A 26,341-nucleotide genomic window follows, 5' to 3' on the forward strand; every position below is an offset into this window, starting at 1 on the left:
TCGACTGCGACGAGGCCTTGCCGGTCGAGATGTTGTAGAAGACGTCGGCGCCCGACTTCGAGAGGTTGATGAGCTGGGAATCGACGGTCGGCTCGGTGAGATCGTAGGTCTGCTCCATGATCACCTTTGCGGTGCCGCCGGCGTCCTCCAAAACCTTCTTGAAGGGACCGAGGAAGTCGCGGCCGAAATCGTCGTTCTGGTAGAGGATGCCGATCTTGGCGTTCGGCTTCACGCTGACGACGTGACGGGCCAGGATGCGCGCCTCGGTCGGATAGAGCGGCAGGCCCGCCATCGTCCATTTGAACTCTTTCGGATTGTTCCACTTCGACGCGCCGGTGTTGAGCAGCAGCTGCGGCACGCCCTTGGAGTTCAGATATTTGTGCACGGCGGTCTGCGGCGCGGTGCCGAGCGAGCCGTACAGCGCGAGCACCTCCTCCTGCTCGACCAGGCGCCGCGTCGCCTCGACGCATTTCGGCGCGCTGTAGGCATCGTCCATGGTGAGAAACTTGACCTTGCGTCCGTTGATGCCGCCCTTCTCGTTCAGCATCTGGAAATAGGCCTCGCCGATGCGTCCCAACACGCCGTAGAGCGAGCCGGGGCCGGAATGCGGCACGGTCTGGCCGATCTTGATCTCGGTGTCGCTGGCGCCCGCATCGTATTTCTTCTCCGCAGCCCAGACGTAAGGGGCGGGCAATGTGGATGCGGCGATGGTGGCGAGCGCGGCGGCGCTGAAATCGCGTCGCGATGGATTCTTCGTCATTATTTGTTTCTCCCTGGCGAGGGCATTGTGCTGGCATCGCAGCTTGGCTCGCAAGTGGGAAGTCACGGCTTTGCGACGCAATGACGCTCAAATCACGGGGCGTTAGCGCCTAGACTCAAGTTTTCTCGGCCACGATCACGAGGCCGCGCACCGGCTCGTTATTCTCGATGCGCGGCGAGGCCGGCTCCAACGTCAGCAGCTTGAGGCCCGCCTTGGCGAGGGCGCCGCGCACATATTCCGCGGAGTGGGCATAACGCAGGCCTTCGCCGAGCACGATGCCGCTGCCATCATGCGTCTCCAGTGTGAAAGCGAGCACGCCGCCGGATACGAGCACGCGCCTGGCTTCGCTCAGCACCGGCGCGAGATCGGAGAGATAGACGAACGCATCCGCGGCGACGACGAGGTTCGCGCATCCATCGCCCTTGCTCCGCAGGCCTTCGATCATGTCGGCGACTTCGAGCTCGGCGTAGAGTTCGGTCGCACGCGCCTCCTTGATCATGCCGGGCGACAGGTCAATGCCGATGAAATGATCGACCTGCTTCGAGAATGCGGCGGCCGCAAGCCCGGTGCCGCAGCCGAGATCGATGGTGCGTTTGAAGAAGGCCGGCTTCTTCGCGGCGACCCGCGCGGCCACCACCGCCTTGAAGATCAGCGCCGGGGCGCGATAGTCGAGATCGTTGACCAGCGTGTGCTCGAAGCGCGGGGCGTACTGGTCGAACAGCGCCTGCACATAGGCCTTGGGCATCTCCGACATCTCGGCGTCGCCGAGCCGCATCAGATGCAGGCCAGCGCCGTGCTGGTCCTCGGGATCGGACCTCCGCGCTTCTCGAAATGCGGCGATCGCCTTGTCGCGCTCGCCGAGTTGCTGACGGATTTCGCCGAGCGTGAACCAGGCCGAGGTGAAGTTCGGCGCGAGCTCGATCGCCTGCTCTATGAGGTCAGCGGCGGCGGGCAGATCGCCCTTGAGCTGGAGGTCGCGTGCGAACTCGAAGCGGCGGTCGGCGATGAGATCGCCGGAAGTCTGGAACAGGCGGAGCGGCATTGGGAACCATCTCGTCATTGCCGGGCTTGACCCGGCAATCCATCAAAAAGAGGACTCTTTAAGAGGATGGATGCGCGGGTCAAGCTCGCGCATGACGGCTTAATTTGGAGCAGCCCCTTCCTATATGTCTCACATGCGTCCGCAAGACATCCTGCTGCCAGTTGCTGCCGGCCTGTGCTGCAAGCCCGGCGGCTTCCATATCGACCCCGTCCGGCCGGTCGAGCGGGCCGTGATCACCCACGGCCATTCCGACCATGCCCGCGCCGGCCATGGTGCGGTGCTGGCGACGCAGGAAACGCTGGACATGATGCGGCTGCGCTATGGCGAGAATTTCGCCGGGTCGACGCAAGCCATCAGCTATGGCGAGGAGATCCGGCTCGGCGATGTCTGCGTGAAATTCCACCCGGCCGGCCATGTGCTGGGATCGGCGCAGATCGCGGTGACCTGCAAGGACACCTGCATCGTCGCCTCCGGCGACTACAAGGACGCGCCCGATCCGACCTGCACGCCGTTCGAGCTGGTGCAATGCGACGTCTTCATCACCGAGGCGACGTTCGGGCTGCCGGTATTCCGGCATGGCGATGCGAGCGACGAGGTCAAGAAGCTGCTCGCCTCCGTCGCGCTGTTTCCCGAGCGCGCGCATCTGGTCGGCGCCTATTCGCTCGGCAAGGCCCAGCGCGTGATCGCGCTGCTGCGCGCGGCCGGCTATGACGCCCCGATCTATCTGCATGGCGCGATGGAGAAGATCACCGAGTACTATCAGAGCCGGGGCATCGATCTCGGCGAGCTCAGGCCGGTGAAGGGCGTGAAGAAGGCGGCGCTCGCCGGGACCATCACGCTGGCGCCACCCTCGGCCACTTCCGATCTCTGGACGCGGCGCTTTCCCGATCCGGTCACTGCGTTCGCGTCAGGATGGATGCGCGTGCGCGCCCGGGCGCGGCAGCGTGGCATCGAGCTGCCGCTGGTGATCTCCGACCACGCCGACTGGGACGGCCTCACCGCCACCATCGCCGCGACCGGTGCCGGCGAGATCTGGGTCACGCACGGCCAGGAAGATGCGCTAGTGCATTGGTGCCAGAGCAAAGGCCTGAAAGCGCAGCCGCTCGACCTCGTCGGCTATGGCGACGAGGAGGAGAGCGAGACGCCGCTTCCAGACGAGGCCGAAGCATGAACCGCTTCGCCGAGCTGCTGGACCGTCTCGCCTACGAGCCCGGCCGCAACAACAAGCTGCGGCTGCTCACCGGCTATTTCCGCGAGGTCGGTGACCCCGACCGCGGCTACGCGCTGGCTGCGCTCACCGGCGCGCTCAGCTTCAAGCACGCCAAGCCCGCCCTGATCCGCGATCTCATCGCATCGCGTACTGATCCCGTGCTGTTCGGGTTGAGTTACGATTACGTCGGCGATCTCTCGGAGACGGTGGCGTTGATGTGGCCTCGGCGCGCGGGGGACGGTGAGCAGTCTTTTCCGGGCCCCCTCTCTCCCCCGCCCTCCCCCACAAGGGGGGAGGGAGCGCAGCGGAGTGCGGCGCTGTCAGCGACCACAACATTTTTTAGTGATTCCCAAGGTGAGGGACGCACGAGCTTCTCCGTTCCCTCCCCCCTTGTGGGGGAGGGGCAGGGAGGGGGGTACTCCGGGCGAGATGCTGATGAGTCCCCTCACGCCCGCAACCACAACGACCCGCCGCCCCCAACTCTCACCGAAGTCGTGACCACGCTTCGCACCCTCGGCAAGACCGAGCTGCCGAAGCAGCTCGAGCGCTGGCTCGACGAGCTCGATGAGACCGGGCGCTGGGCGCTGCTGAAACTCGTCACCGGCGCTCTTCGCATCGGCATCTCGGCACGGCTGGCGAAGACCGCAGCGGCCGCGCTCGGCGACAAGGACCCGCACGAGGTCGAGCTGATCTGGCCGGGGCTCGCGCCGCCCTATCTCGACCTGTTCGCCTGGCTGGAGGGCCGCGGCGAAAAGCCGGTCAACCGCGATCCCGCACCGTTCCGCCCGGTGATGCTGGCGCATGCGATCGAGGACAGCGATTTCGCCGCGCTCGATCCCGCCGACTACATCGCCGAGTGGAAATGGGATGGCATTCGCGTGCAGGCCGTCGCCGGCCGGGACGAGCGCGGCCACACCACGGCGCGGCTCTATTCACGTACTGGCGAGGACATCACGGGGAGCTTTCCGGATCTCGTGCCGTCGCTGCGCCTTCCGGGCGCGATCGATGGCGAGCTGCTGATCCTGCGTGAGGGCCGTGTGCAGAGTTTCAACGTCCTGCAGCAGCGGCTCAACCGCAAGGTCGTCTCGCCCAAGTTGATCAAGGAATTTCCGATTCACCTGCGTGCTTACGATCTGCTCGGCGACGACGAGAACGATTTGCGCGAGCTGCCGTTCGCGGAACGGCGCGAACGGTTGGAGACCTTCATCAAGAAGCTCGGCGATCCCCGCATCGATCTGTCCCCCACCGTTGCCTTCTCCAGCTGGGAAGCTTTGACTGCCGCACGCGCCGATCCCGCAAGTGCCGGTGCCGGCGAAGACGCGGACGCCGTCGAAGGCGTGATGCTGAAGCGACGCGATGCGCCTTATCTGCCCGGACGTCCCAAGGGCCAGTGGTGGAAGTGGAAACGCGATCCGCACATCATCGATGCCGTTCTGATGTATGCGCAGCGCGGTCACGGCAAGCGCTCGTCCTTTTATTCCGACTACACGTTCGGCGTCTGGACCGCGGGCGAGGGCGGCGACGAACTGGTGCCGGTCGGCAAGGCCTATTTCGGCTTCACCGACGAGGAGCTGCTGCAGATCGACCGCTTCGTCCGCCGCAACACCACGGAGAAGTTCGGCCCCGTCCGCCATGTCGTGCACGAGGGCGACAAGGGCTTGGTGCTGGAGGTGGCGTTCGAGGGCCTGCAGCGCTCGCCGCGACACAAATCCGGTGTCGCCATGCGCTTCCCCCGCATCAGCCGCCTGCGCTGGGACAAGCCGCCGCGCGAGGCCGATCGGCTGGAGACGCTGGAGAGGATGCTGAAGGCGGACGCGGCGGAGGTCGAGGTGTGAGGTGCGTGATCCTGAGCGCACGCCTCGTCCTTCGAGACGACCGCTTCGCGGTCTCCTCAGGATGAGGCTAATCGGCATCGGTGCGCGTTGAAACTGCTGCCGCGCACTCCGTCCTCATCCTGAGGAGCCCGCCTAAAGCGGGCGTCTCGAAGGATGGCGGCCGCGAAAAACTCTCATTGGGCTGCGGGAGAGACAAACCGACCGTCGAATTAAACTCCCGTAACCCGATTGACGCCCTGTTGCGGGTTCCCCATCTGCCTCGCCGTGCCCTATAATGGGTCGAATCCGCCTACAGGAGTTTGAGATGGTCCAAGACGTCAGAGATTTGCCGGCCGGCCGCAACGACGGGCTGAACCGCTTTCTCGGCGGCTCGCCGCTGGCGGTCGCGTTTCGCCTGGTCCTGCTCTCGATCCTGGTCGGCGTCGTGCTCGCGGCGATCGGCTTCGATCCCTGGAACATCCTCACCAGCATTCGCCTGTTGTTCCAGCGTCTGTGGGATCTCGGCTTCGACACCATCAATTGGCTGTGGCGCTACTTCCTGCTCGGCGCAGTCATCGTGATCCCGATCTGGCTGCTCTCGCGCGTGTTCGGCACGCCGCGCCGGTAGAGTTTTGGGAGCCCCCCCAGCCGATGCAATTGCGCTTTGTCGGCTGCGGCGATGCTTTCGGCTCCGGCGGCAGGCTCAACACCTGCTTCCACGTCTCGGGGCGCGAGGCCAACTTCCTGATCGATTGCGGCGCGTCGGCTCTGCCGGCGCTGAAGCGGCTTGAGATCGCGTGCGAGGACATCGATCTCATCCTGATCACGCATTTCCACGGTGATCATTTTGCCGGGCTGCCGTTCCTCCTGCTCGACGCCCAATTCTCGCGGCGGACGCGGCCGCTGACGATCGCCGGCCCGCAAGGTATCGAGACGCGGCTGCGTGAGGTGATGGAGGTGCTGTTCGAGCACTCCTCGAAGACACAGCAGCGCTTCGAGCTAAATGTCGTCGAGCTCTCGCCCGAGCAAAGCCGGACTTTCGGTGCCGTGACGGTGACGCCCTATCCGGTCGTGCACGGCGAATCCGGTGGCCCCTTCCTCGCCTACCGCATCGAGGCCGAGGGCCGCACGCTCGCCTACAGCGCCGATACCGAATGGACCGAGACGCTCATTCCGCTGGCGCATGGCGCGGATCTTTTCATCGCTGAAGCCTATATGTACGAGAAGGTGGTCAAGAACCATCTCAGCCTGAAGACCTTGGAACAGCATCTGCCCGCGATCGGCGCCAAGCGGCTCGTCCTCACCCATATGAGCGACGACATGCTGTCGCGCCTCGAGGCTCTGCCTCATATGGCGGCCGAGGACGGCATGGTCGTCGTGTTCTGACCATGCACGCGCCCGTCCATCCCAAAGTCGGCACACGTGAAGTGTTCGCCATCGCCGGTCCGGCGATGGTCGCGAACCTGACCACGCCGCTGATCGGCATCGTCTCGACCACGGCGATCGGCCGTCTCGACGATGCCGCGCTGCTTGGCGGCGTGGCGATGGCCTCGGTGATCTTCGACTGCCTGTTCTGGCTGTTCGGCTTCCTGCGGATGAGCACGCTCGCCTTCACCGCGCAATCGCTGGGCGCGGGTGACACGCGCGAGCCGACCGCGATCCTGGCGCGCGGCTTCATCGTTGCCGGCCTGATCGGCGCCGCGCTGATCGTGCTGCAACTGCCGCTGGCCGCTTTGCTGTTCGACCTCATGGGCGGCAGCGAAGGTGTGACGCAGGCCGCGAAGACCTACTTCAAGATCCGGATCTGGTCGTCGCCGTTCGCGCTCGCCAATTACGTCATCCTCGGTTGGCTGATCGGCCAGGCCCGCGCCAATTCAGCCTTGATGCTTCAGGTCGTCATCAACCTCGTCAACATGGCGGCGACGATCCTGCTGGTGCTGGTCTACGACACCGGCATCGCCGGTGCCGCGGTCGCCGCGCTGTTGTCGGAAGCGGTCGGGTTCGCCCTCGGCGTGATCGTCTGCCGCCATTATGCCGATGGCGGCTTCGCCGTGCCGTACGCGACCCTGCTCGACCGGCAGAAGCTGTTGCGGTTGCTGGCGGTGAACACCGACATATTGATCCGCACTGCGGCGCTGATCGCCGTATTCCTGTTCTTCACCGCCAAGGGCGCGCAGGCCGGCGACGTCACGCTGGCCGCCAACTCGGTACTCAACAATTTCCTGCTTGTCAGCGCTTTCTTCCTCGACGGTCTCGCCAACGCAGCGCAGCAGCTCTGCGGCCGCGCCGTTGGCGCGCGCGATGCAACGGGCTTTGCGGATTCGACCCGGCTGGTGCTGCTATGGGGCCTCGGCTTCGCGCTGGTGGTGTCGGGACTGTTCGCGCTGTTCGGGCCGCATTTGATCGATTTCATGACGGCGAGTGACGACGTCCGCCGTGCCGCGCGCGAATTCCTGCCGTTCGTCGTGCTCGCGCCGATCCCCGGGGTATTCGCCTTCGGCTTCGACGGCATCTATATCGGCGCGACCTGGGCGCGCGAGATGCGCAACCTGATGCTGGCTTCGCTGCTGATCTTCCTCGCCGCCTGGTGGGCGCTGCAGTCGCTCGGCAATGCCGGACTGTGGTGCGCGCTGATGGCTTCCTACCTCTCGCGCGGTGGCTTGCAGGCCGCACGCTATCCGGCGCAGTTCCGGGCGACGTTCTCGAAATCATAGCTCTCGTGTCCCGGACGCGCTGCAGCGTGAAACGCTGCTGCGCAGAGCCGGGACCCATTCCTCTCGAACTCGCCGTCACATGGGCCCCGGCTCTGCAGCGCACCGCGCCGAAGCCGGCGCGCTGCGCTGCGTCCGGGGCACGAGAGCGCCTTACATCCCCGGCCAGTCTTCCGCCGTGAGGGTCGCCGCATCCGCGCCGACGATCTCGGACAGGGAATCCCGCCCGGTGCGAAGCAGCGTCGAGGTGAGGTCGCGCTTGATCTCGTCGACGAGGCCGAGGCCCTTGTAGATCAGCGACGAATAGAGCTGGATCAGGCTCGCGCCGGCGCGGATCTTCGTCAGCGCGGCACCGCCCGAATCCACGCCGCCGACGCCGATCAGCGGGAACGCGCCCTCGACGCGCACATAGGTTTCCGCGACCATGCGCGTCGACAGGCGGAACAGCGGCCGGCCGGACAGGCCGCCTTGCTCCTTGGCGCGCATCTCCTCCCGCAGCGTGCTCGGCCGCGCGATCGTCGTGTTCGACACGATCATGCCGTCGACCCGGCGCGAACGCGCCACCTGCACGACGTCGTCGAGCTGGGCGAGGCTCAGATCCGGCGCGATCTTGAGCAGCACCGGCGTGTCGCCAGCCTTCTGCCTGACACGCTCGCGCGCGTCGATCACCCTTGCGAGGAGATCGTCGAGCAGGGCGCCTTCCTGCAAATTGCGCAGGCCCGGCGTGTTCGGCGAGGAGACGTTGACGGTGAAATAGCTCGCGACCGGCGCAAAGGTCTCGATCAGCTTGACGTAGTCGGCGACGCGGTCCGGCGAATCCTTGTTGGCGCCGACATTGACGCCGACGATGCCGCCGTGCTGCGCGCGCGCGGCAAGCCGGCGCAAGGCGACGTCGGCGCCGTCATTGTTGAACCCCATGCGGTTGATGACGGCCTCGTCGCGCTCCAAACGAAACAGCCGCGGCCGCGGATTGCCGCTCTGCGGCTTCGGCGTCACCGAGCCGATCTCGACGAAGCCGAAGCCGAGCCGCAGCAATGCGTCCGGCACCTCGGCGCTCTTGTCGAAGCCCGCGGCCATGCCGATCGGATTGGGAAAGTTGAGCCCGAAGGCGCGCATCGCGAGCTTGGGATCGTCAGCGCGCGGCTTGACCGGCGGCAGGAAGCGCAGGCCCTGGATCGCGAGGCGATGGGCGTCTTCCGGATCGAGCCAGCGCAGCACCGGCAGCGAAAAGGCGTCGAAAGCGCGGATCACGGCAGCAGCTCCGGAGTGTCGTGGCCACCGTCCGAGCGGATGTTGAGGTTCATCACCGACAGCACCGCGCCGAGGTCGAGCTCGCCATAGAGATGTGGAAACAGCTCGTCATTGCGCGAGCGCTCCCAGCGCAACTCGCTGCCGAGTGCGTCGCCATCGACCTCGACCAGGAACAGCGCGCGCTGTCCGACATAGTGCTTGCGCAAGGTCTCGGGAACCTGGGCAGCGGTGGAGAAATGGATGAAGCCGTCGCGCGCATCGTCCGCGCTGCCCCGGTAGACACCTTGCCGTTCCGCCTCGCGCCAGGCCGAGGCCGGACAGATTTTGTAGATCTTGACCACCGCTTGCGCAGCCCTGTTTGCTCTTTGAGTCAGCTCTTTGAGTTTCTTGGGTTTTTTCGCCGCGTGCGGGTCCCCGAAACCCGGGCGCGACCGTAAAGGCCGCCCCTTCCGAACTCAAGGCTTAGAGCCTATTCCGTTCCGATGAAATCGGAACGGGGCTCTAGATTCCTATTTTGGCGCGTTTTTCCAGAGGCGAACCGCTATCCACATCGCTTGAAGGCGCGCCTGCCCACCGCCTCTTGCGCGAAAAACGGAAAACCGGTTGATTTGAGGATAGTTTTCCTGAGTTGCGACGGGCTGGACCTTGCATGGTCAGACAGGCCAAAGCGCAGAGGATACTGACGCACGACCAGATCTGGGTCGCCCTGGATCGGCTGGCGGCGCGCGCCGGTCTGTCGCCGTCCGGCCTTGCCAAGCGCGCCGGGCTCGATCCCACCACCTTCAACAGGTCCAAGCGCGTCACCTCCGACGGCCGCGAGCGCTGGCCCTCGACCGAATCGATCGCAAAGGCACTGGCCGCGGCCGACTCCTCGATCGAGAGCTTTGCGCGGCTGATCGACGATGAGGCCGGCGACGGTCGCTCGGTACCGCTGCTCGGCTTCGCGCTGGCCGGCGCGAGCGGCGCTTTCGATGAGGCCGGCCTTCCATCCGGCAAGGGCTGGACCGAAACCGCGCTTCCCACCGAGGACAGCCACACCTTTGCGCTGGAGATTTCCGGCGATGCGCTGCTCCCTGCCTATCGCGACGGCGACCTCATCCTGGTCTCACCCGGCGCACCGATCCGCAAAGGCGACCGCGTGGTGGTGAAGACCAAAGGGGGCGAGGTGGTGGTCGCGACGCTGGGGCGCCGCACCGCGAAGGCGCTGGAGCTTCAGTCGTTCGATGCGTCGCAGGCCGGGCGCACGATGGCGGCGAGCGATGTGGCGTGGATCGCGCGCATCATGTGGGCGAGGCAGTGAGGGCGAGGGGACGCTCACATGCAGCGCAGTCAGCGCATCCACGGAGCTCTCACAGCACTTCGAAGATCTTGTAGGCGACGGCACCTTCGACGAGGTAGCCCTTGCCGACGCAGACGATGTCGTTGAGCCAGGCATAGGTTTGCGAGCCGGTCTCGAACAGCGGATTGGTGCGAAAGTAGTATCCGGCGGGATCGACCTTGGTACGTCGCGCGGGATCCGCCATCTCGGCGCGCAAAGACTGCGGCGTCACCCAGCGGCCGCCATAGGTCATGTAGATCAACTCGCCATCATGGGTCCGCAACGACAGGCGCACATCGAGGGTCATGGTGCCATCGGCGCGGAACAACGCCCAGTCACCACCGCCCCGCAGCACCTCACCGCGCAGGCGCGGCCCTTCGAACGAACCCTTGGCCGCCCCGAACAGCACGCGCTGCCCGATCGGCCCGGCGCCGAAATTGATGCGCGGATCGAGGTCGACGACGATGTCGAAGAGAAGCCTGGTCGCGAGGTCACCGACGGGCTTGATGCGGGGATCGGCCATGGTCTGACGCTCCTGTTTCGTGGATGGTGTTGCGTCGGCGAGCTACGCTGCCTGCGTGGCTTCGCCGAACAGCTTGCGCCTGACCACGTCGGTCGAAACGCCGGATTGGGCGCAGAGCTCGGAGAGATCGAAGACGAAGCGCTCATGCGCGATCTTGTCGTCGCGAAAGGCGAAGGCGATGAACACGGCCAGCTCCGCGCGGCGCCCGTTGGGCTCGGCCCCGAAGCGATCCCCCGTCATCGTCATCCGCGCGGTGCCCCAGCAGACCAGCGTGTCGGCGGAATTGGCGTGGCCGTCGAGGGTGACGTGATAGTCCGGGAAGGACTTGAAGAAGCGCGTCAGGATGCGCTGGTTTTCGGCGAGGCCTCGCGCCCTGGTGCCGAAGGCCGGCGTCTCCAGCACCATGTCGGGATGCAGAACCTCCAGCGCCGCTGGGATGTCCTGCCGGCTCTTCGCGATTGCCAGCCTTTCCGCCAGCTCGAACATGCACTTGCCGTCCATGGCCCGTTTCCAAACATTTCAAGTGTCTAATACATACATCATGTATGTTATATGCGGTTTGATACCAACGCGTCAAGCGTTAGGTTGCGCGCGATGCGGGCAAAGGATCCTCCGAGAAGTCGTCGGGAAGAGTACAGCGAGGCCACCAGGCAGGCGCTGCTGGATGCCGGCCGCGAGGCGTTTGCCGCCAATGGATTTCAGGCGGCGGGCATGGAGGCGATCTCGCGGACGGCGCGGGTCACGCGCGGCGCGTTCTACCATCACTTCGCGGACAAGAAGGCGCTGTTTGACGCCGTCGTAGTCGCCATGCAGCGCGACGCGGCCGCCAGAATCGAGGCCGCGGCGCGCAACGAGCGCAAGATCTGGGATCGCCTCAGCGCCGGCATCGACGCCTATCTCGACGCCTGCGAAGAGGCGGACTACGCGCGCATCGTCATCCAGGAAGCGCAAGCCGTGCTCGGCGAGCCGCGCTATCGCGAGATCGAGGAAACCTATCCGACCGCGCTCCTGATCGCGACCCTGCGGGCCCTGAAGCGCGATGGCGAGTTGCACGCGGACGATGTCGATCTGCTCAGCCGGATGATCGACGCCATGATCTGCAAGATCGGATTGCTGCTGCCCCACGCCGACGATTCCAGGAAGCTGCGCAGAAACGGACAGAAGATCGTCGCCGCCGTGCTGGAGACCTTTCGCCAGAAGGTCTGAATCCGCTCCCGGCCCGCGATCGCCCTGCATCGCCATTGCGACTCACCGCCGCTCTCGCATAGGTTGCGGCCGATATTGCCGATCCAATTCATCTTAGGGGAATATGATGAATCGCCGTCACGCATTGAAGGCTCTGGCGGGTCTTGCGCTTTGTCCACTCTGCAAGCCGGCCTTCGCCGCCGAAGGCGCGCATTGGAGCTATGAGGGCGTCGGCGGCCCGGCCAAATGGGGCGATCTCGATGCGGCCAACAAGGCCTGCGCGGTCGGCCTGCAGCAATCGCCGATCGACATCGAGGGGACGATCAAGTCGCAATTGCCGGTTCTGAAGCTGAACTGGGGCAAGAGCGCCGACACCATCGTCAACAACGGACACACGATCCAGCTCAACTTCGCCGAAGGCAGCACGTTGATGCTCGGCGACGTCAACTACAAGCTTCTCCAGGTGCACTTCCACCGGCCGAGCGAGCACATGATCGGCGGCAAGAATTTCCCGATGGAGGCGCATTTCGTCCATCGCAACGAAGCCGGCGGCCTCGCCGTGGTCGGCGTGCTGATGGCCGAGGGCAGGCCGAACCCGGCCTTCGGCAAGATCGTCAAGACCATGCCGGCGGCGGAAGGCCCCGCGGTGAAAGCGGATGCGGGCATCGATCCTCACGCCATGCTGCCACCGAGGCTCAGCTACTTCCGCTATCCCGGCTCGCTGACGACGCCGCCCTGTTCGGAAGTGGTCGAATGGCTGCTGCTGACCACCCCGATTCAGGTGTCGGCCGCCGAGGTCGCCGCGTTCGCAAAGCTCTATCCGATGAACGCGCGCCCGGTGCAGAAGGATAACAGGCGCTACGTATTGCGCTCGGCCTGAGCGAGCGCTCCAATGAGCGCTGTCGTCCCGGCGAACGCCGGGACCCATACCGCGTGATCTCTCGGAGAGTGGCGGTCTTCGTACCAACGCAGGCGCAACTACGAATCTTCGCCCAACTTCTCCCTGTGGTTATGGGTCCCCGCTTTCGCGGGGACGACGATGGAGAAAGCCGTGGCCTCACGCGCTCCGCGCCAGCGCGCCGTCGATCATGTTGACCGCGTTCTGCACACCGTACACCGCGACGAAGGAGCCGAAGCGCGGGCCCTTCTCCTGGCCGAGCAGTACTTGATAGAGCATGTTGAACCAGTCCAGCGTGACCCCGGGACGGCCGTCCTTGCCCTTCTTGACCTGATCGAGGAAGGGCTCGCGGCGGCCGATCTCGTAGACGACGTTCTGGATGTCCTCGGCAGATGCGTCCTGCGCAAGCTGTGACAGCGCATCGCGCAGATCCTGCAGTGCGCTGCGCTCGGTGTCCGTCGGCACCCGGAACTGCTTCGTCGGCGCGACGAAGTCGCGGTAGTAATTGATGGCGTAGCCGACCATCGCATCGAGCTTCGGATGCGTCTGCGGCGAGACGCCCGGACGATAACGGCCAATGAAGCCCCACAGCGTCTCGGCATTCTCCGCGTTCGACGACGACACCAATGTCAGCAAAAGCTGGAAGGTGACGGGCATGTCGCCCTGCGGCGGCTTGCCGTTGTGGATGTGCCAGACCGGATTGCCGAGCTGCTGCTTGTCATCCTGCCGGGCAAAGCCGTCGATGAACTGCTGATAGTCGTCGACGTTGCGCGGGATGACGTCGAAATACAGCCGCTTGGCCGCCTTGGGCTCGCGATACATGAACAGCGACAGCGATTCCGGTGAGGCGTAGCGCAGCCATTCGTCGATAGTGAGGCCGTTGCCCTTCGACTTCGAGATCTTCTGGCCCTGCTCGTCGAGGAAGAGCTCGTAGTTGAAGCCTTCGGGCGGCGTGCCGCCGAGCGCCTTGGCGATTGCACCGGAGAGCTTCACCGAATCGATCAAATCCTTGCCGGCCATCTCGTAGTCGACGCCGAGCGCGACCCAGCGCATCGCCCAGTCGGCCTTCCACTGGCATTTTACATTTCCGCCGGTGACGGGCGTCTCCACTTCCTGGTTCGTATCAGGATCGACATAGGTCACCGTACCGGCCACGACATCGCGGCGGATCATCGGCACCTGGAGCACCACGCCCGTGGTCTTGCTGATCGGCAGGAACGGCGAGTAGGTCGCGCGCCGATCGGGGCCGAGCGTCGGCAGGATGATCGCCATCACCTTGTCGTAGGCAGCTAACATCTTGAGCAGCGTCACGTCGAAGCGGCCGGACGTATAATAATCGGTCGAGCTCGCGAACTCGTAGTCGAAGCCGAAATGATCCAGAAACGCGCGCAGGCGCGCGTTGTTGTGCGCACCGAACGAGGGGTACTCGTTGGAGAACGGATCCGGCACCCGCGTCAGCGGCTTGCCGAGATGCGCGGCCAGCATCTCCTTGTTGGGGACGTTGTCGGGCACTTTCCGAAACCCGTCCATGTCGTCGGAGAACGCCAGGAGGCGCGTCTTGACCTTGTCCTCGGTCAGAACACGGAAGGCATGGCGCACCATCGAGGTGCGCGCGACCTCGCCGAACGTGCCGATATGCGGCAGGCCCGACGGTCCGTAGCCGGTCTCGAACAGCACCTCGTCCTTCGGACTCTTCTTCAGCCGCGCGACAATGGCCTTCGCCTGCTCGAACGGCCAGGCGTTGGATTGTTCGGCGAGCGCACGAAGATCGCTCGGGCTCATGTTGGGATCGATAACGGACATTCAGAAGGGCCTCCGGGCCGCGGAAAATAGCGATTTCCGGGCAGAATGCAAAAGAACGGTTGTTGTCATTCCGGGGCGATGCGCCAGCATCGAACCCGGAATCCCGAGATTCCGGGTCTGGTCCTGCGGACCATCCCGGAATGACAATTCAACGATCTCGAGATTCCGGGTTCGCACTTCGCGCGCCCGGGAATGACGATCGATGGCTAAAACGGGCTCACCGAGAAATACCGCAGCCACAGATCGGTGTAGCGGCCTTTTTCCCAGACGCGGAATAGGGCCCAATTCAGGGCCTGGCGCAGCACGTCGTTGCCCTTGCGGACGGCGATGCCGATGCCTTCGCCGAAGAAACGGCTCTCGACGAAGGGACCGCCGGAGAAGGCGCAGCAATCGCCGGAATCGGTGCCGTTGATCCAGAACGCCAGCGAGATGGCGTCGCCGAAAATGAAATCGACCTCGCCCTTGCGCAAAGCGCTGCGGAGCGCGTCGTCATTGGGATAGCCGTGCAGCTCGGCGTCGGTGAACATCGCCTTGAGATAGGCCTCGTGCGCGGAGCCGGCGATGACGCCGACTTTCTTGCCCTCGAGATATTCCGGGCGGATCTCCGGCATCACCGCGTCCTTGCGCGAGGCGAAGCGCGCCGGCACGCGGTAATAGGGATCGGTGAAGTCGACCCGGGCGCGCAGCTGCGGGCTGACCGCCATCGAGGCGATGATGGCATCGCCCCGGTTGGAGGAGAGCGCATCGACCAGCGTCTCGAAGCGGCGCATCTGCACGGTGCAAGTGACCTTGATCTCCTCGCACAGCGCGCGGGCCAGATCGACGTTGAAGCCGGCCGGGTTGCCGTCGGCGCCGGTGAAATTGAACGGCGGATAGTCGGTCTCGGTCAGGAAGCGGATCACGGTCAGGCGCGACAGGTCCGGCCGCTCCGGTCGCCGCCGCGGATCCCAGAAGCCGGGTACGGCTTGCGGGGCGGCCTGCACCGCCCGAGGTGCGGCTTGTGGCGTCCCCTGTTGTGTTCCTTGGGGCGCCGCTGGAGGCTGCTGGGCAGGGGCCTGCGCGTCGGCGCCGGGAAGGCCTGCGAGCAGGCAGGCGCCGACGGCCAGCCCCGCCAGCAAGATACGGGCAGATTTGGACGATTTCGCCTGTTGCGATGGAGCCATCGGCCGGAAATGAACGAATTTCATTGGGATCGGAGGGCGTTATAGACCATCCCGGCGGGAACGCGAGTGCGGAATGCGGGCAAGGTGAAGGTCTGCTCCCCCCGCTTACGGGGGAGGGTCGGGGAGAGGGTGTCTCCTCTGGGCGAGAGCCCCCCAGGGGGAGAGAGCCCTCTCCCGGCGCGCTGTGCGCGCCGACCTCTCCCGCAAGCGGGCGAAGTGCACCGCGCACGAGGCGCGATTGATCCGCCGAACTAGAGATACTTCTTCAAATCCGCTGCAGCCTCTTCCGGTGTGCGCTTCAGGTTGAACGGCGACACGAAGCGGCCGTCGCGGTCCATCAGATAGATCAGCGCGGTGTGGTCCATGGTGTAGTCGCCGTCCTTGGTCGGGACCTTCTTGGCGTAGACCCGGTAGGAGGTGATGACCTTGGCCGTCTCGGCGGGATCGCCGGACAGACCTTCGAGATGCGGATCGAAGCTCGACAGATACTCCTTCATGGTCGCCGGCGTATCGCGCTCGGGATCGACCGAGATGAAGACGGCATTGACCTTGTCGGCGTCCTTGCCCAGCGCGCGCAGCACTTCCGAGATCTCGAACAGCGAGGTCGGGCAGACGTCGGGGCAATGGGTGTAGCCGAAGAAGATCAGGGTCGGCTTCCCCTTGAGGCTCTTGTCTGTGACGGCCTTGCCGTTCTGGTCGGTCAGCTGGAACGGGCCGCCGACCGCGGCCGGCTGCGCCACCTTGCTGATCCCGCCCATGGCCCAGAACATGATCAGGAGGCCGATAACGAGGCTTGCGGCGAAGGCGGTCGCGATCACCAGCGGACGGGCGGCGGAACTCATGAGCGGAAAACTTCCTGTCGTGGATCAGAAGCAGGCGGCGAAACCGGTCCTGATCATCTCGAAGAACATCTGCGTGCCGTAGTGGAACCACAGCGTCAGCGCGCCGAGCACCAGCAATCCGCCGATCCCCGCGCCTGCCAACAGCAGCACGAACGGCGTCCGGCCGGCAGTGGGCGAATTGTCCTGTAGCGGATGCGACGGGTGCAGCGGTTGAGCCATGACAACGATCGGGGGCGAAGGCCCCGGTTCCAGCCCTCAGATAAGCTTTAGCCCGCCTGCGGGCAAGGCGCCGCCGGCGGGCCGGAACGATCGCGTCAGGCTGGAAGCGTCAGCGCAGGAGCTGGCCGCGGGCGGATTCGATCTGGTCCGTTTGCGGGAGGGGCCTGCGCGACGGCTTGTTGGCCGAGGCTTGCGCGTCCAGGTAGCAGGGCTTGTACATGGCCTGGAGCTGCTTGCCCTTCAGGAAGAGCATGTGCGGGGTGAGGCCGCCCCGCTGGCTGATCCAGCGCTTCACCTGCGACGGATACATCGCGTAGAGCATCTGGGTCGCCTCAGTATTGGTGACGGCGCGGCCATTGCTGCCGAAATCCCAGGCGGCGTGGAAGCCGAGCGTCGCGCTCGAGGTCACGCAGATGCGGTCATGCGGGATGGCGCCGAGGACGATGGTGCAGGCGGAGGCGCAGAGGCCGTCGATGATGACGGTGTCACCGGACTGCCGCAGGTCCTGGTATTTGTCGACATAGGTTCCGATCCGGCCACCGCGGTCATCCGCGATCCGAACCACCGCGTGAGAGGCCCCCATGCCAGCGATCAGGAGGACCGCCGCAACCAACCCCGTCAGAAACTTCATTGTCCCCCGCCCCAGTCGAATTCGAATCTGCGTGTTCGGTGGTGATGCGCGACTAGCGTCTGTCGTAACCGAGGTTTTGTCTAGGCAGGCCGGCTCGCTCAAAACAAATTCAAATCCAGTGTTGCGTCCGCGCTGCACCCGATGGGTCTCTATCCCAAAGTGGAACAAGTTAATGATGTCTTATGCGTCACACCCTTGATCTCAGTTACAACCGTTGGCTTCAATCCGGGCGACTACAGGGGGGAACCTGTGGAGGGGGAAACATGGAGGGGGAAACACATGGCTGAAGAAACTGACGTCATCGTTGTCGGCGCGGGACTATCGGGACTGGTTGCCGCAACCGAGATCGCGGATGCGGGCAAGCGCGTGATCGTGGTCGACCAGGAAGGCGAGCAGTCGCTTGGCGGCCAGGCGTTCTGGTCGTTCGGCGGATTGTTCCTGGTCGATTCGCCGGAGCAGCGCCGGCTCGGCATCAAGGATTCCTTCGACCTGGCCATGCAGGACTGGATCGGTGCCGCGGGCTTCGACCGCGACGAGGACTTCTGGCCGCGGCAATGGGCCGAGGCCTATGTGGCGTTCGCTGCCGGCGAGAAGCGGGCCTGGTTGCGGGCGATGGGCCATCGCATCTTCCCCGTGGTCGGCTGGGCCGAACGCGGCGGCTATGACGCGATGGGCCACGGCAATTCCGTGCCGCGCTTTCACGTCACCTGGGGCACCGGGCCCGGCATCGTCGAGCCGTTCGAGCGCCGCGCGCGCGAGGCGATGAAAAGCGGCCGGCTGAGCTTCAGGTTTCGCCACCGCGTCGATGCGCTTTCGATCACCAATGGCACGGTGGATGGCGTCAGCGGCGCCGTGCTCGCCCCCGACACGATCGAGCGCGGCAAGAGCTCCTCGCGGAACGTTGTCGGCGAATTTGCGCTGAAGGCGCAGGCCGTGATCGTGGCGTCCGGCGGCATCGGCGGCAATCACGAGCTGGTGCGGCAGAACTGGCCGAAGCGGCTCGGTGATCCCCCGAAATTCATGATCTCCGGCGTGCCCGAACATGTCGACGGCCGTATGATCGGCATCACCGAGAAATCAGGCGCGCGGCTGATCAATCGCGACCGCATGTGGCATTATGTCGAGGGCATCCAGAACTGGAATCCCATCTGGCCGCGCCACGGCATCCGCATCCTGCCCGGCCCCTCCTCGATGTGGTTCGACGCAACCGGCACACGATTGCCTGCGCCGCTATTCCCGGGCTCCGACACGCTCGGCCAGCTCAAATACATCATGTCGACGGGCTATGATTATTCCTGGTTCATCCTGACCCAGAGCATCATCAAGAAGGAGTTCGCGCTGTCGGGCTCGGAGCAGAACCCGGACCTGACCGGCAAGAGCTGGCGCATGACCTTGCGCCGCGCCACCAACAAGGGCGCGCCGGCGCCGGTCGAGGCATTCAAAAGCCATGGTGTCGACTTCATCGTACGCGACAAGATCGAGGACCTTGTTGCGGAGATGAACAAGCTTGCCGGCAGCGACCTCCTCAAGCTCGAGCACATCAGGATGCAGATCGAGGCGCGCGACCGCGAGATCGCCAACGCTTACGTCAAGGATGCGCAGGTGATGAACATTCACAATGCGCGCCGCTATATTGGCGACAGGTTGATCCGCACTGCCTCCCCACACAGGATCCTGGATCCCGCGCAGGGGCCCCTGATCGCGGTCAAGCTCAACATCCTCACCCGCAAGTCGCTGGGCGGCTTCGAGACCGATCTCGACTCGCGTGTGTTCGGCGCCGAGGGCAGCGTCATTCCCGGCCTCTATGCGGTCGGCGAAGCCGCCGGCTTCGGCGGCGGCGGCGTGCACGGTTATCGCTCACTGGAAGGCACCTTCCTCGGCGGCTGCCTGTTCTCGGGCCGCAATGCGGGCCGGGCCGCGGCAAAAGCGGTGGGCTAGATCGTGCGGCTGTGGATGCGCATCGGGGCGGTGGTCGCGGCATTGGCCGCCGCTTCGGCTGCATCCGCCGAGACGATCGACGTCAACGGCGCAAAGCGCTCCTACACCGCGCAATTGCCGGCCAGGAAGCCGGCACCGCTCGTGATCGTGCTGCACGGCAAGACCCAGCGCGGCGCCGACATGGTCGCGCGGACGGCGTGGCCGCAGGTCGCGAAGCGCGAGGGCCTGGCCGTGGTCTTTCCGGACGGGCTCAACAATGCATGGGCGGATGCGCGAACCAAGGCGGGGCCTGCCCTGCGTGGACCGCCGGCGGGCACCGACGACGTCGCCTTCCTCGCAAAGCTCGTCGAGAAGCTCGTGGCCGACGGCACGGCCGATGCAAAGCGCGTCTTCATCGCGGGCGTCTCCAATGGCGGCGCCATGGCGATGACCATGGCCTGCGCCCGCGCCGATCTGTTTGCGGCAGGCGCGAGCGTGATCATGAACCTCACCGACGAGGCCGCCGTCACCTGCCATCCGTCAAGGCCGCTGCCGATGCTGCTCATGAACGGCACGGCCGACCTGCTGGTCCCCTACGAGGGCGGTCGCGGATCGAGCTATTTTGCCGCGGACGGGTTCTGGTCGACCGAGGAGACGCTGGCGTTCTGGCGCAAGCTCAATGGCTGTGAGACCGACGATGCCAGCGTGACTGACATGCCCGACAAGGCGCCCGCAGACCAATCGACAGTGACCCGGATCTCATCGCGCTGCCCGAGGGGACACGACGTCGTGCTCTATCGCATCAACCATGGCGGCCACCGCATGCCTGGATTTTCTCCGGATGCCCGCTTCCCGAGGGTCGCAGCCGGCCTGCTCGGGCCGCAGAACGGCGACATCGATGGCGCCGAGACGATCTGGGCTTTTTTCAGTCAGTTTCCGTGAGGCGCACATGCTCGGCGGTGACGGCATGCGTGCGGGGCAACGCATGCGCCGCAGGCAACGCATGCGTGCCCGGGGTGGCACGGCGCGAGGTGCTGGGCTAGACAGGGCCGCCATTCCAGTGAGGAGATCCGCAAATGAGCATTCAGCGTTTCGAAACCGGCCCGCGTATGAGTCAGGTCGTCGTGCACGGCAACACCGTCTATCTCGCCGGTGTCGTCGCCAACAAGGCCGCCGGCGAAAGCGTGACCAAGCAGACCCAGGACATCCTGGCCACCATCGACGGCCATCTCGCCAAGGCCGGCACCGACAAGTCGAAGCTGCTCTCGGCCACGATCTACATCACCGACATGAAGACGTTCGGCGAGATGAACGCAGTGTGGGACGCCTGGGTCTCGGCCGGCAATACCCCCGCCCGCGCCACCGTCGAAGCCAAGCTGGCGGCGCCGCAATACACCGTCGAGATCATGGTCACGGCCGCGAAGTAATCCTCACGACCAATTCGCATGCGAATGGAGCGCGATGACAACATCATCGCGCTCCATTTATTTCGCGCAACGATGACCTGCGAGGTAATCGATCGGCGCGCGCGATCCTTCGATAGTCAGGGACAGCCGAATACGGCGTCATCGAAGGAGAGCACCATGACCGACCCCGTCACCATCGCCCGCCGCTACATCGAGCTCTGGAACGAACGCACGGCCGGCCGGCGCCGCGAGCTGCTCAGCGACAACTGGACGAGCGATGCGAGCTATGTCGATCCCCTGATGAAGGGCGACGGCCGCGACGGCATCGAGGCGCTGATCGCAGGCGTGCAGCAGCGCTTTCCCGATTTCAAGTTCAAGCTGATCGGCGAGCCCAACGGCTACGGCGATCACATCCGCTTTTCGTGGGGACTTGGTCCCGATGGCGCCGACAGCTCGATCAAGGGCACGGATTTTGCCGTGCTGAAGGACGGCCGCATCCGAAGCGTGACCGGGTTTCTGGATCAGGTGCCGGCCGGGGCGTGAGACCGCTGGTCCCCCTGGCTCGGGCGGGTAATCGCATCTGAGAGCGGTTCCTGAGGCCATCCTTCGAGACGCCCGCCGTTGGCGGGCCCTCAGGATGAGGGTCGAGTGCGCGGCTGCGGTTTCAACGAGCACCGATGCTGCTTAGCCTCATCCTGAGGAGACCGCGAAGGGGTCGTCTCGAAGGACGAGGCGCGCGCTCAAGTCGCGCAAAATGCCATATGTGATTGTCCTCCTCGTATAGAGGAGGGCAGCACCCCTCGACGAAGCCATCCCTACGGCTTACCTGTCATGCCGTGCCGCCCCGTATCCTCCAAACATCGGCCGAGCCGGCCGCGCTGCTGCCGAGCCGCTTCCAGCAATGGTTCGCAGCCCGTGGCTGGTCGCCGCGCGCGCATCAATTGGCGCTGCTGGAGAAGGCGTGCGAGGACCGTTCGGCCCTGCTGATCGCGCCGACTGGTGCCGGCAAGACGCTGGCGGGATTTCTGCCGACGCTGGTGGAGCTGTCTTCTCCCTCCCCCCTTGTGGGGGAGGGGCGGGGAGAGGGGTGGCCACACGCACCGCTCGTGGGGCTACCCCCCTCCCGTCAGCCTGCGGCTGCCGACCTCCCCCACAAGGGGGGAGGTAACAAGAAAAGCCTCGTCTCCACCGGCCGCACGCTGCAGCGTACCGGCGGCCTGCACACGCTCTATATCTCGCCGCTGAAGGCGCTCGCCGTCGACATCGCGCGCAATCTGGAGCGGCCGATTGCGGAGATGGCGCTGCCGATCAAGGTCGAGACCCGCACTGGCGACACGCCGGTGTCGCGGCGGCAGCGGCAACGGCGTTATCCGCCTGATGTGTTGCTGACGACGCCCGAGCAGCTCGCGCTGCTGCTGTCCTCGGATGATGCGCCGTTCCTGTTTTCCTCCCTGAAGCGCATCGTGCTCGACGAGCTGCACGCGCTGGTGACGTCCAAGCGCGGCGATCTGCTCTCGCTCGGGCTGGCGCGGCTGTGGCGGCTGGCGCCGCAGATGCGCGCGATCGGCCTGTCGGCAACGGTGGCCGAGCCGGATCAGCTCGCGCGCTTCCTGGTGCCGCAGCCCGGTGGCAAGGAAGCTGCCGCCGACATCGTCATCGCCGGCGGCGCGGCGCCACCTCTGGTCGAGATGCTGGATACGCGCGAGCGACTGCCCTGGGCCGGCCACAGCGCGCGCCACGCGCTCCCTGAGATTTACGAGCTGATCAAGGCGAACAAGACCACGCTGGTCTTCGTCAACACCCGCAGCCAGGCCGAGATGCTGTTCCAGAATCTCTGGAGCATGAATGACGACGGGCTCGCGATCGCGCTGCATCACGGCTCGCTCGATGTCGCGCAGCGCCGCAAGGTCGAGGACGCCATGTCGGCGGGACGCCTGCGCGGCGTGGTCTGCACCTCTTCGCTCGACCTCGGCGTCGACTGGGGCGACGTCGATCTCGTCGTCAATATCGGGGCGCCCAAGGGCTCCTCGCGCCTGATGCAGCGGATCGGCCGCGCCAACCACCGCCTCGACGAAGCCTCGCGCGCGGTGCTGGTGCCGGCCAACCGTTTCGAAGTGCTGGAGTGCCGCGTCGCCATTGATGCCATTGCCGAGAACGCGCAGGACACGCCACCCCTGCGCACCGGTGCGCTCGACGTGCTGGCCCAGCACGTGCTCGGCTGCGCCTGCGGCGAGCCGTTCCTCAGCGATGATCTGTATGGCGAGGTCTGCACCGCCGCGCCTTACGCAGACTTGTCGCGGACGGATTTCGATGACGTCGTCGATTTCGTCGCCTCCGGCGGCTACGCGCTGAAGACCTATGAACGCTTCGCCCGCATCAAGCAGGACAAGCAGGGCCGCTGGCGCGTCGCCAATCCCAAGGTGCGGCAGAGCTACCGGATGAATGTCGGCACCATCGTCGAGGACGACATGCTGAAGGTGCGCCTGGTGCGTTCGCGCCGTGGCGGAGCGGGGTCGACCGGCGTGATCGCGCGCGGGGGTCGGTTGCTCGGCGAGATCGAGGAAGCCTTCATCGAGGGCTTGAGCCCCGGTGACACCTTCGTGTTCTCAGGCGAGGTGGTGCGCTATGAAACCCTGGTCGAGGACCAGGTCTATGTCTCCCGCGCCAACGACAAGGACCCGAAAGTGCCGTCCTATATGGGCGGCAAGTTTCCGCTCTCGACCTATCTCGCCGAGCGCGTGCGCCGGCTGCTCGATGACGGCCGCGCCTGGGGCGGCTTGCCGGAGCAGGTGCGCGACTGGCTGTCGCTGCAAAAGGACGTCTCGCGCGTGCCGGCGGTGCGCGAGCTCCTGGTCGAGAGCTTTCCGCGCGCCAACAAGCACTACATCGTTTGCTATCCCTTCGAGGGCCGTCTCGCGCATCAGACCCTCGGCATGCTGCTGACGCGCCGGCTGGAGCGCGCCCGCGCCCGGCCGCTCGGCTTCGTCGCCAACGAATATGCGGTGGCGATCTGGGCGCTCGGCGATCTCTCCTTCATGATCCGCGACGGCCGGATCGACCTCAATGCGCTGTTCGACCCTGATATGCTCGGCGACGATCTGGAGGCCTGGCTCGCCGAATCCGCCCTGATGAAGCGCACCTTCCGCAATTGCGCGATCATCTCCGGCCTGATCACGCGCCGGCACACCGGCGAAGAGAAGAGCCGTCGTCAGGTGTTGTTCTCGACCGATCTCGTCTACGACGTGCTGCGCAAGCATCAGGCCGATCACGTCTTGCTGCGCGCCGCGCGCGCCGATGCCGCCACCGGCCTGCTCGATTTGCGCCGCTTGGGAGACATGCTCGCCCGCATCCACGGCCGCATCACGCACCGGGAACTCGACCGCGTCTCCCCACTGGCGGTGCCCGTGATGCTGGAAATCGGTCGCGAGTCAGTTTATGGCGAAGCTGCAGACGAGCTTTTGGCCGAAGCCGCCGTTGAGCTCGTCAAAGAGGCGATGGGATAGCAGCAGGTTTTGACGTGACGATTGGCGCGCAGGTTTCAGGAGACGTCGACGACATGCGCGTGTCCACAGTCACCATCAGCGATGTGACGTTCGCTGCCGATCTCTCCGGCGCGCTGTTCTGGGAAGAGCAGCGCCTGCTCGTCGTCTCCGACCTGCATCTGGAAAAAGGCTCCAGCTTCGCCGCCCGCGGCGTGCTGCTGCCGCCCTACGATACGCTGGCAACGCTGAGCCGTCTCGCTGCTGTCATCTCCCGCCATGATCCCGGCGTGGTCATCGCCCTCGGCGACAGCTTTCACGATCGCACCGCGCATGAGCGGTTGTCGCCGGATAATCGCGATGCGGTCACAGCGCTCCAGACCGGCCGCGACTGGATCTGGATCTCCGGCAATCACGATCCGATGCTGCCGCGCGATCTCGGCGGCACCATCGCCGACGAGGTCGCGATCGGCCCGATCACCTTCCGTCATGAGCCCACCGGGGCGCGCGGCGAAATCGCCGGCCATCTCCATCCCAAGGCGCGCGTCTCCGCGCGCGGCCGCTCGATGGAGCGTCGCTGCTTCGCCTCCGACGGGATGCGTGCGGTGATGCCGGCGTTCGGCGCTTATGCCGGCGGCCTCAGCATCCGCGACGCCGCCTTCGCAAAGATCTTTCCCGCCAACGGTTTTGTCGCCCATCTGCTCGGCGACCGCCGTGTCCACGCCATCGCGGCCTCGCGCTGCTCCTGAGGCGAAAAATTGGGACAGCACTACGTTCAGTAGTTTTCCGGAATCGCACAAGCCCGTCGCCGGTTCTAACGTTAGGCCTGCCGGGGCTGGAATTTCTGATCCCGAACAAGATTGTAACCGGCAAGGGGCCGCTGCGAGGCGGCCCCTTTCATTTCCGGCCATCAAAACTTTCGCGGACCGTTGCCGAGTTCGGAACAAATTAAGAACACTTTAGCAAGTCTTTGATATATCATTGTGATTCGGCGCGTTGCCGGCACAATATCTAGCGTCTGTCAGACTTTGCGAGGACTACATGTCCACCATCGCCTTCGATCAATTTGCCCTCACCCGCATCGCCGATTTCGCGCGCTCGCTGTCGCGGCTGCATCAGGCGGCGCGGCGCCAGAGGATCGATGACGACCAGCTCGACCGCGAATTCAACGCGGTGTGCCAGTCGATCTGGGGTTACACCATCGACGACGTCAGCGACGATCTGTTCTCGACCGAGGATCATCTGTTCCTGGACACGCTCGACGAAGCCCATGCGCGCATCTTCGCGGCCGAGCAGGGCTACGATCTCGTCGGCGATCAGGGCATGCTGACGGACTGGTGGGGCTTCTGCTGGATGATCCTGGCCGAGAAGCGCGGCTTGCTGACGCCGGACAACCGCGCCGCCGCGCGCGCGGCGATCGAGGAAAAATACCTGGCGGCGCCGAACGTGATCGGGGTGATTATCGGGAGGTGATCGCCGTGCCCCGGACAAAGCGCAGCGCGCCAAGCGATGCGCTGCAGAGCCGGGGCCCACCTCGCGGCATTCTGGGTCCCGGCTCTGCGTCGCATCGCTTCGCGCTGCGCCGCCGTCCGGGACACGAGATCAATCCAGCCCCGCCCGCTTCGCCGGCTTTGCCGTCTTCGGCACCGTCACATCGGGCAGCGCTCCGCGCACGATCTCCGCAGCGGGCGCATCTGCCGACACCGTCTCTGCCCGCACCGGGGCCACCTTCATCTCGCCGAGGCGGGCGCGGACTTGCGCGGTGAGGCCGGGATAGGAGGCAACCGGGGTGAAGTCGGCGGCCTGGTCGTTGCCGACGCGGATGCCGGTATAGGCGACGAGGCCGTCAGTGGTGGCGATCACGTCGCCGGCTTTCAGCGAGGAGTCCAGCGCGAGATCGACCGGGGCAAGGCCGACCGGCTCGCGGCCGTTGCAGGTGCAGTCGGCGCGCAGCGCCTTGCGATAGGCGAACGCGTTCTCGCTGTCGGCGTAACGTTCGCCGGTCTGCGACGCGGCGCCGTCGATCGAGGAGCCGAAATAGACCTTGGTCGCGCTGGCAGGACAGAACGCCTGACACATCTGGGCCGGCGAGGTGAGGCCGCGCATCAGCGGAAAATATTTGCCGTCGCAGCTGCGCACGCAGAAGGCCGGGCCGGAGCCGCCGGCTGG

The 26,341-nt window shown here is 65.3% G+C and carries 27 protein-coding genes; 15 read left to right on the top strand and 12 right to left on the bottom strand.

The window, feature by feature from the left end; genetic code table 11:
* On the bottom strand, positions 1-760 hold a 760-nt coding region (locus tag IC66_RS0108045; RefSeq protein ID WP_157158040.1), incomplete at its 3' end, for an ABC transporter substrate-binding protein.
* A 115-nt stretch (positions 761-875) separates the two neighbouring features.
* Complete coding sequence (locus IC66_RS0108050; protein WP_038947305.1) at positions 876-1,802, bottom strand: class I SAM-dependent DNA methyltransferase; 927 nt, start codon at positions 1,800-1,802, stop codon at positions 876-878.
* 133 nt (positions 1,803-1,935) lie between these two features.
* On the opposite strand from IC66_RS0108050, the gene IC66_RS0108055 reads away from it, so the two are divergent.
* From IC66_RS0108055 to IC66_RS0108075, 5 genes are all read left to right on the top strand, one after another.
* Positions 1,936-2,973: a ligase-associated DNA damage response exonuclease gene (locus IC66_RS0108055; protein WP_049806487.1), complete on the top strand. Its 1,038-nt coding sequence runs from the start codon at positions 1,936-1,938 to the stop codon at positions 2,971-2,973.
* Positions 2,970-4,847 (top strand): ATP-dependent DNA ligase, encoded by a 1,878-nt coding sequence (locus IC66_RS0108060; protein WP_038947308.1) that lies wholly within the window; start codon positions 2,970-2,972, stop codon positions 4,845-4,847. The genes IC66_RS0108055 and IC66_RS0108060 overlap by 4 nt, the downstream gene beginning before the upstream one ends.
* Before the next feature lie 304 nt (positions 4,848-5,151).
* Positions 5,152-5,454 (top strand): DUF6460 domain-containing protein, encoded by a 303-nt coding sequence (locus IC66_RS0108065; RefSeq protein ID WP_028140881.1) that lies wholly within the window; start codon positions 5,152-5,154, stop codon positions 5,452-5,454.
* A 23-nt stretch (positions 5,455-5,477) separates the two neighbouring features.
* Positions 5,478-6,212, top strand: coding sequence for an MBL fold metallo-hydrolase (locus IC66_RS0108070; RefSeq protein ID WP_038947309.1), 735 nt, complete (start codon positions 5,478-5,480; stop codon positions 6,210-6,212).
* A gap of 2 nt (positions 6,213-6,214) precedes the next feature.
* Positions 6,215-7,540, top strand: a complete 1,326-nt coding sequence (locus IC66_RS0108075; protein WP_038947310.1) for an MATE family efflux transporter — start codon at positions 6,215-6,217, stop codon at positions 7,538-7,540.
* A gap of 150 nt (positions 7,541-7,690) precedes the next feature.
* Here IC66_RS0108075 and IC66_RS0108080 read toward each other — a convergent pair whose 3' ends face one another.
* Entirely contained in the window at positions 7,691-8,788 is a 1,098-nt protein-coding gene (locus IC66_RS0108080; RefSeq protein ID WP_028140878.1) for a quinone-dependent dihydroorotate dehydrogenase, read from the bottom strand.
* Entirely contained in the window at positions 8,785-9,129 is a 345-nt protein-coding gene (locus tag IC66_RS0108085) for a DUF952 domain-containing protein (protein WP_018320827.1), read from the bottom strand. The genes IC66_RS0108080 and IC66_RS0108085 overlap by 4 nt, the downstream gene beginning before the upstream one ends.
* Positions 9,130-9,437: 308 nt before the next feature.
* Between IC66_RS0108085 and IC66_RS0108090 the strand changes: the two genes are divergently transcribed.
* Positions 9,438-10,088: a S24 family peptidase gene (locus IC66_RS0108090; protein ID WP_028140877.1), complete on the top strand. Its 651-nt coding sequence runs from the start codon at positions 9,438-9,440 to the stop codon at positions 10,086-10,088.
* Positions 10,089-10,137: 49 nt separating this feature from the next.
* On the opposite strand, the gene IC66_RS0108095 is transcribed toward IC66_RS0108090, so the two are convergent.
* Complete coding sequence (locus tag IC66_RS0108095; RefSeq protein ID WP_038947311.1) at positions 10,138-10,629, bottom strand: DUF3237 domain-containing protein; 492 nt, start codon at positions 10,627-10,629, stop codon at positions 10,138-10,140.
* A 42-nt stretch (positions 10,630-10,671) separates the two neighbouring features.
* Positions 10,672-11,130 carry an ester cyclase gene (locus IC66_RS0108100; protein ID WP_038947312.1) on the bottom strand — a complete coding sequence of 153 codons (459 nt, stop codon included), beginning with the start codon at positions 11,128-11,130 and terminating at the stop codon, positions 10,672-10,674.
* A gap of 93 nt (positions 11,131-11,223) precedes the next feature.
* On the opposite strand from IC66_RS0108100, the gene IC66_RS0108105 reads away from it, so the two are divergent.
* A complete protein-coding gene (locus IC66_RS0108105; RefSeq protein WP_049806488.1) occupies positions 11,224-11,835 on the top strand; it encodes a TetR/AcrR family transcriptional regulator in 612 nt (203 codons plus the stop codon).
* Between the two features lie 106 nt (positions 11,836-11,941).
* Positions 11,942-12,694, top strand: coding sequence for a carbonic anhydrase (locus IC66_RS0108110; protein WP_038947315.1), 753 nt, complete (start codon positions 11,942-11,944; stop codon positions 12,692-12,694).
* 177 nt (positions 12,695-12,871) lie between these two features.
* On the opposite strand, the gene IC66_RS0108115 is transcribed toward IC66_RS0108110, so the two are convergent.
* From IC66_RS0108115 to IC66_RS0108135, 5 genes are all read right to left on the bottom strand, one after another.
* A complete protein-coding gene (locus IC66_RS0108115) occupies positions 12,872-14,515 on the bottom strand; it encodes a lysine--tRNA ligase (RefSeq protein ID WP_038947316.1) in 1,644 nt (547 codons plus the stop codon).
* 206 nt (positions 14,516-14,721) lie between these two features.
* Positions 14,722-15,678, bottom strand: coding sequence for a transporter substrate-binding domain-containing protein (locus tag IC66_RS0108120; protein ID WP_028140872.1), 957 nt, complete (start codon positions 15,676-15,678; stop codon positions 14,722-14,724).
* 251 nt (positions 15,679-15,929) lie between these two features.
* Complete coding sequence (locus IC66_RS0108125) at positions 15,930-16,520, bottom strand: SCO family protein (protein WP_038947317.1); 591 nt, start codon at positions 16,518-16,520, stop codon at positions 15,930-15,932.
* Positions 16,521-16,544: 24 nt separating this feature from the next.
* The gene (locus IC66_RS0108130; RefSeq protein ID WP_038947318.1) at positions 16,545-16,739 is read right to left on the bottom strand and encodes a hypothetical protein; all 195 of its coding nucleotides are present in this window, start codon (positions 16,737-16,739) and stop codon (positions 16,545-16,547) included.
* Positions 16,740-16,848: 109 nt separating this feature from the next.
* A complete protein-coding gene (locus IC66_RS0108135; protein WP_028140869.1) occupies positions 16,849-17,370 on the bottom strand; it encodes a hypothetical protein in 522 nt (173 codons plus the stop codon).
* Between the two features lie 279 nt (positions 17,371-17,649).
* On the opposite strand from IC66_RS0108135, the gene IC66_RS0108140 reads away from it, so the two are divergent.
* From IC66_RS0108140 to IC66_RS0108170, 7 genes are all read left to right on the top strand, one after another.
* Entirely contained in the window at positions 17,650-19,308 is a 1,659-nt protein-coding gene (locus tag IC66_RS0108140) for an FAD-binding dehydrogenase (RefSeq protein WP_038947319.1), read from the top strand.
* A 3-nt stretch (positions 19,309-19,311) separates the two neighbouring features.
* Positions 19,312-20,229 (top strand): alpha/beta hydrolase family esterase, encoded by a 918-nt coding sequence (locus IC66_RS0108145; protein ID WP_038947320.1) that lies wholly within the window; start codon positions 19,312-19,314, stop codon positions 20,227-20,229.
* Between the two features lie 134 nt (positions 20,230-20,363).
* Positions 20,364-20,714 (top strand): RidA family protein, encoded by a 351-nt coding sequence (locus IC66_RS0108150; RefSeq protein WP_018320814.1) that lies wholly within the window; start codon positions 20,364-20,366, stop codon positions 20,712-20,714.
* Between the two features lie 156 nt (positions 20,715-20,870).
* Entirely contained in the window at positions 20,871-21,236 is a 366-nt protein-coding gene (locus IC66_RS0108155; RefSeq protein WP_038947321.1) for a nuclear transport factor 2 family protein, read from the top strand.
* Between the two features lie 293 nt (positions 21,237-21,529).
* Positions 21,530-24,196, top strand: a complete 2,667-nt coding sequence (locus tag IC66_RS0108160) for a ligase-associated DNA damage response DEXH box helicase (protein ID WP_038947323.1) — start codon at positions 21,530-21,532, stop codon at positions 24,194-24,196.
* 53 nt (positions 24,197-24,249) lie between these two features.
* The gene (gene pdeM / locus IC66_RS0108165) at positions 24,250-24,921 is read left to right on the top strand and encodes a ligase-associated DNA damage response endonuclease PdeM (protein ID WP_049801939.1); all 672 of its coding nucleotides are present in this window, start codon (positions 24,250-24,252) and stop codon (positions 24,919-24,921) included.
* 292 nt (positions 24,922-25,213) lie between these two features.
* Positions 25,214-25,645, top strand: coding sequence for a hypothetical protein (locus IC66_RS0108170; RefSeq protein ID WP_038947324.1), 432 nt, complete (start codon positions 25,214-25,216; stop codon positions 25,643-25,645).
* Positions 25,646-25,774: 129 nt separating this feature from the next.
* On the opposite strand, the gene IC66_RS0108175 is transcribed toward IC66_RS0108170, so the two are convergent.
* On the bottom strand, positions 25,775-26,341 hold a 567-nt coding region (locus IC66_RS0108175), incomplete at its 5' end, for a DUF2865 domain-containing protein (protein WP_038947325.1).

Source organism: Bradyrhizobium genomosp. III (genome assembly GCF_000261705.1).
Classification (GTDB): Bacteria; Pseudomonadota; Alphaproteobacteria; order Rhizobiales; family Xanthobacteraceae; genus Bradyrhizobium; species Bradyrhizobium ottawaense.

What these genes read in the sequence shown, in the direction of transcription:
- IC66_RS0108050 (WP_038947305.1), bottom strand. Translation starts at nt 1,802, where the DNA reads ATGCCGCTCCGCCTGTTCCAGACTTCCGGCGATCTCATCGCCGACCGC.
- IC66_RS0108055 (WP_049806487.1), top strand. Translation starts at nt 1,936, where the DNA reads ATGCGTCCGCAAGACATCCTGCTGCCAGTTGCTGCCGGCCTGTGCTGC.
- IC66_RS0108060 (WP_038947308.1), top strand. Translation starts at nt 2,970, where the DNA reads ATGAACCGCTTCGCCGAGCTGCTGGACCGTCTCGCCTACGAGCCCGGC.
- IC66_RS0108065 (WP_028140881.1), top strand. Translation starts at nt 5,152, where the DNA reads ATGGTCCAAGACGTCAGAGATTTGCCGGCCGGCCGCAACGACGGGCTG.
- IC66_RS0108070 (WP_038947309.1), top strand. Translation starts at nt 5,478, where the DNA reads ATGCAATTGCGCTTTGTCGGCTGCGGCGATGCTTTCGGCTCCGGCGGC.
- IC66_RS0108075 (WP_038947310.1), top strand. Translation starts at nt 6,215, where the DNA reads ATGCACGCGCCCGTCCATCCCAAAGTCGGCACACGTGAAGTGTTCGCC.
- IC66_RS0108090 (WP_028140877.1), top strand. Translation starts at nt 9,438, where the DNA reads ATGGTCAGACAGGCCAAAGCGCAGAGGATACTGACGCACGACCAGATC.
- IC66_RS0108095 (WP_038947311.1), bottom strand. Translation starts at nt 10,629, where the DNA reads ATGGCCGATCCCCGCATCAAGCCCGTCGGTGACCTCGCGACCAGGCTT.
- IC66_RS0108100 (WP_038947312.1), bottom strand. Translation starts at nt 11,130, where the DNA reads ATGGACGGCAAGTGCATGTTCGAGCTGGCGGAAAGGCTGGCAATCGCG.
- IC66_RS0108105 (WP_049806488.1), top strand. Translation starts at nt 11,224, where the DNA reads ATGCGGGCAAAGGATCCTCCGAGAAGTCGTCGGGAAGAGTACAGCGAG.
- IC66_RS0108110 (WP_038947315.1), top strand. Translation starts at nt 11,942, where the DNA reads ATGAATCGCCGTCACGCATTGAAGGCTCTGGCGGGTCTTGCGCTTTGT.
- IC66_RS0108115 (WP_038947316.1), bottom strand. Translation starts at nt 14,515, where the DNA reads ATGTCCGTTATCGATCCCAACATGAGCCCGAGCGATCTTCGTGCGCTC.
- IC66_RS0108120 (WP_028140872.1), bottom strand. Translation starts at nt 15,678, where the DNA reads ATGGCTCCATCGCAACAGGCGAAATCGTCCAAATCTGCCCGTATCTTG.
- IC66_RS0108125 (WP_038947317.1), bottom strand. Translation starts at nt 16,520, where the DNA reads ATGAGTTCCGCCGCCCGTCCGCTGGTGATCGCGACCGCCTTCGCCGCA.
- IC66_RS0108130 (WP_038947318.1), bottom strand. Translation starts at nt 16,739, where the DNA reads ATGGCTCAACCGCTGCACCCGTCGCATCCGCTACAGGACAATTCGCCC.
- IC66_RS0108135 (WP_028140869.1), bottom strand. Translation starts at nt 17,370, where the DNA reads ATGAAGTTTCTGACGGGGTTGGTTGCGGCGGTCCTCCTGATCGCTGGC.
- IC66_RS0108140 (WP_038947319.1), top strand. Translation starts at nt 17,650, where the DNA reads ATGGCTGAAGAAACTGACGTCATCGTTGTCGGCGCGGGACTATCGGGA.
- IC66_RS0108150 (WP_018320814.1), top strand. Translation starts at nt 20,364, where the DNA reads ATGAGCATTCAGCGTTTCGAAACCGGCCCGCGTATGAGTCAGGTCGTC.
- IC66_RS0108155 (WP_038947321.1), top strand. Translation starts at nt 20,871, where the DNA reads ATGACCGACCCCGTCACCATCGCCCGCCGCTACATCGAGCTCTGGAAC.
- pdeM (WP_049801939.1), top strand. Translation starts at nt 24,250, where the DNA reads ATGCGCGTGTCCACAGTCACCATCAGCGATGTGACGTTCGCTGCCGAT.
- IC66_RS0108170 (WP_038947324.1), top strand. Translation starts at nt 25,214, where the DNA reads ATGTCCACCATCGCCTTCGATCAATTTGCCCTCACCCGCATCGCCGAT.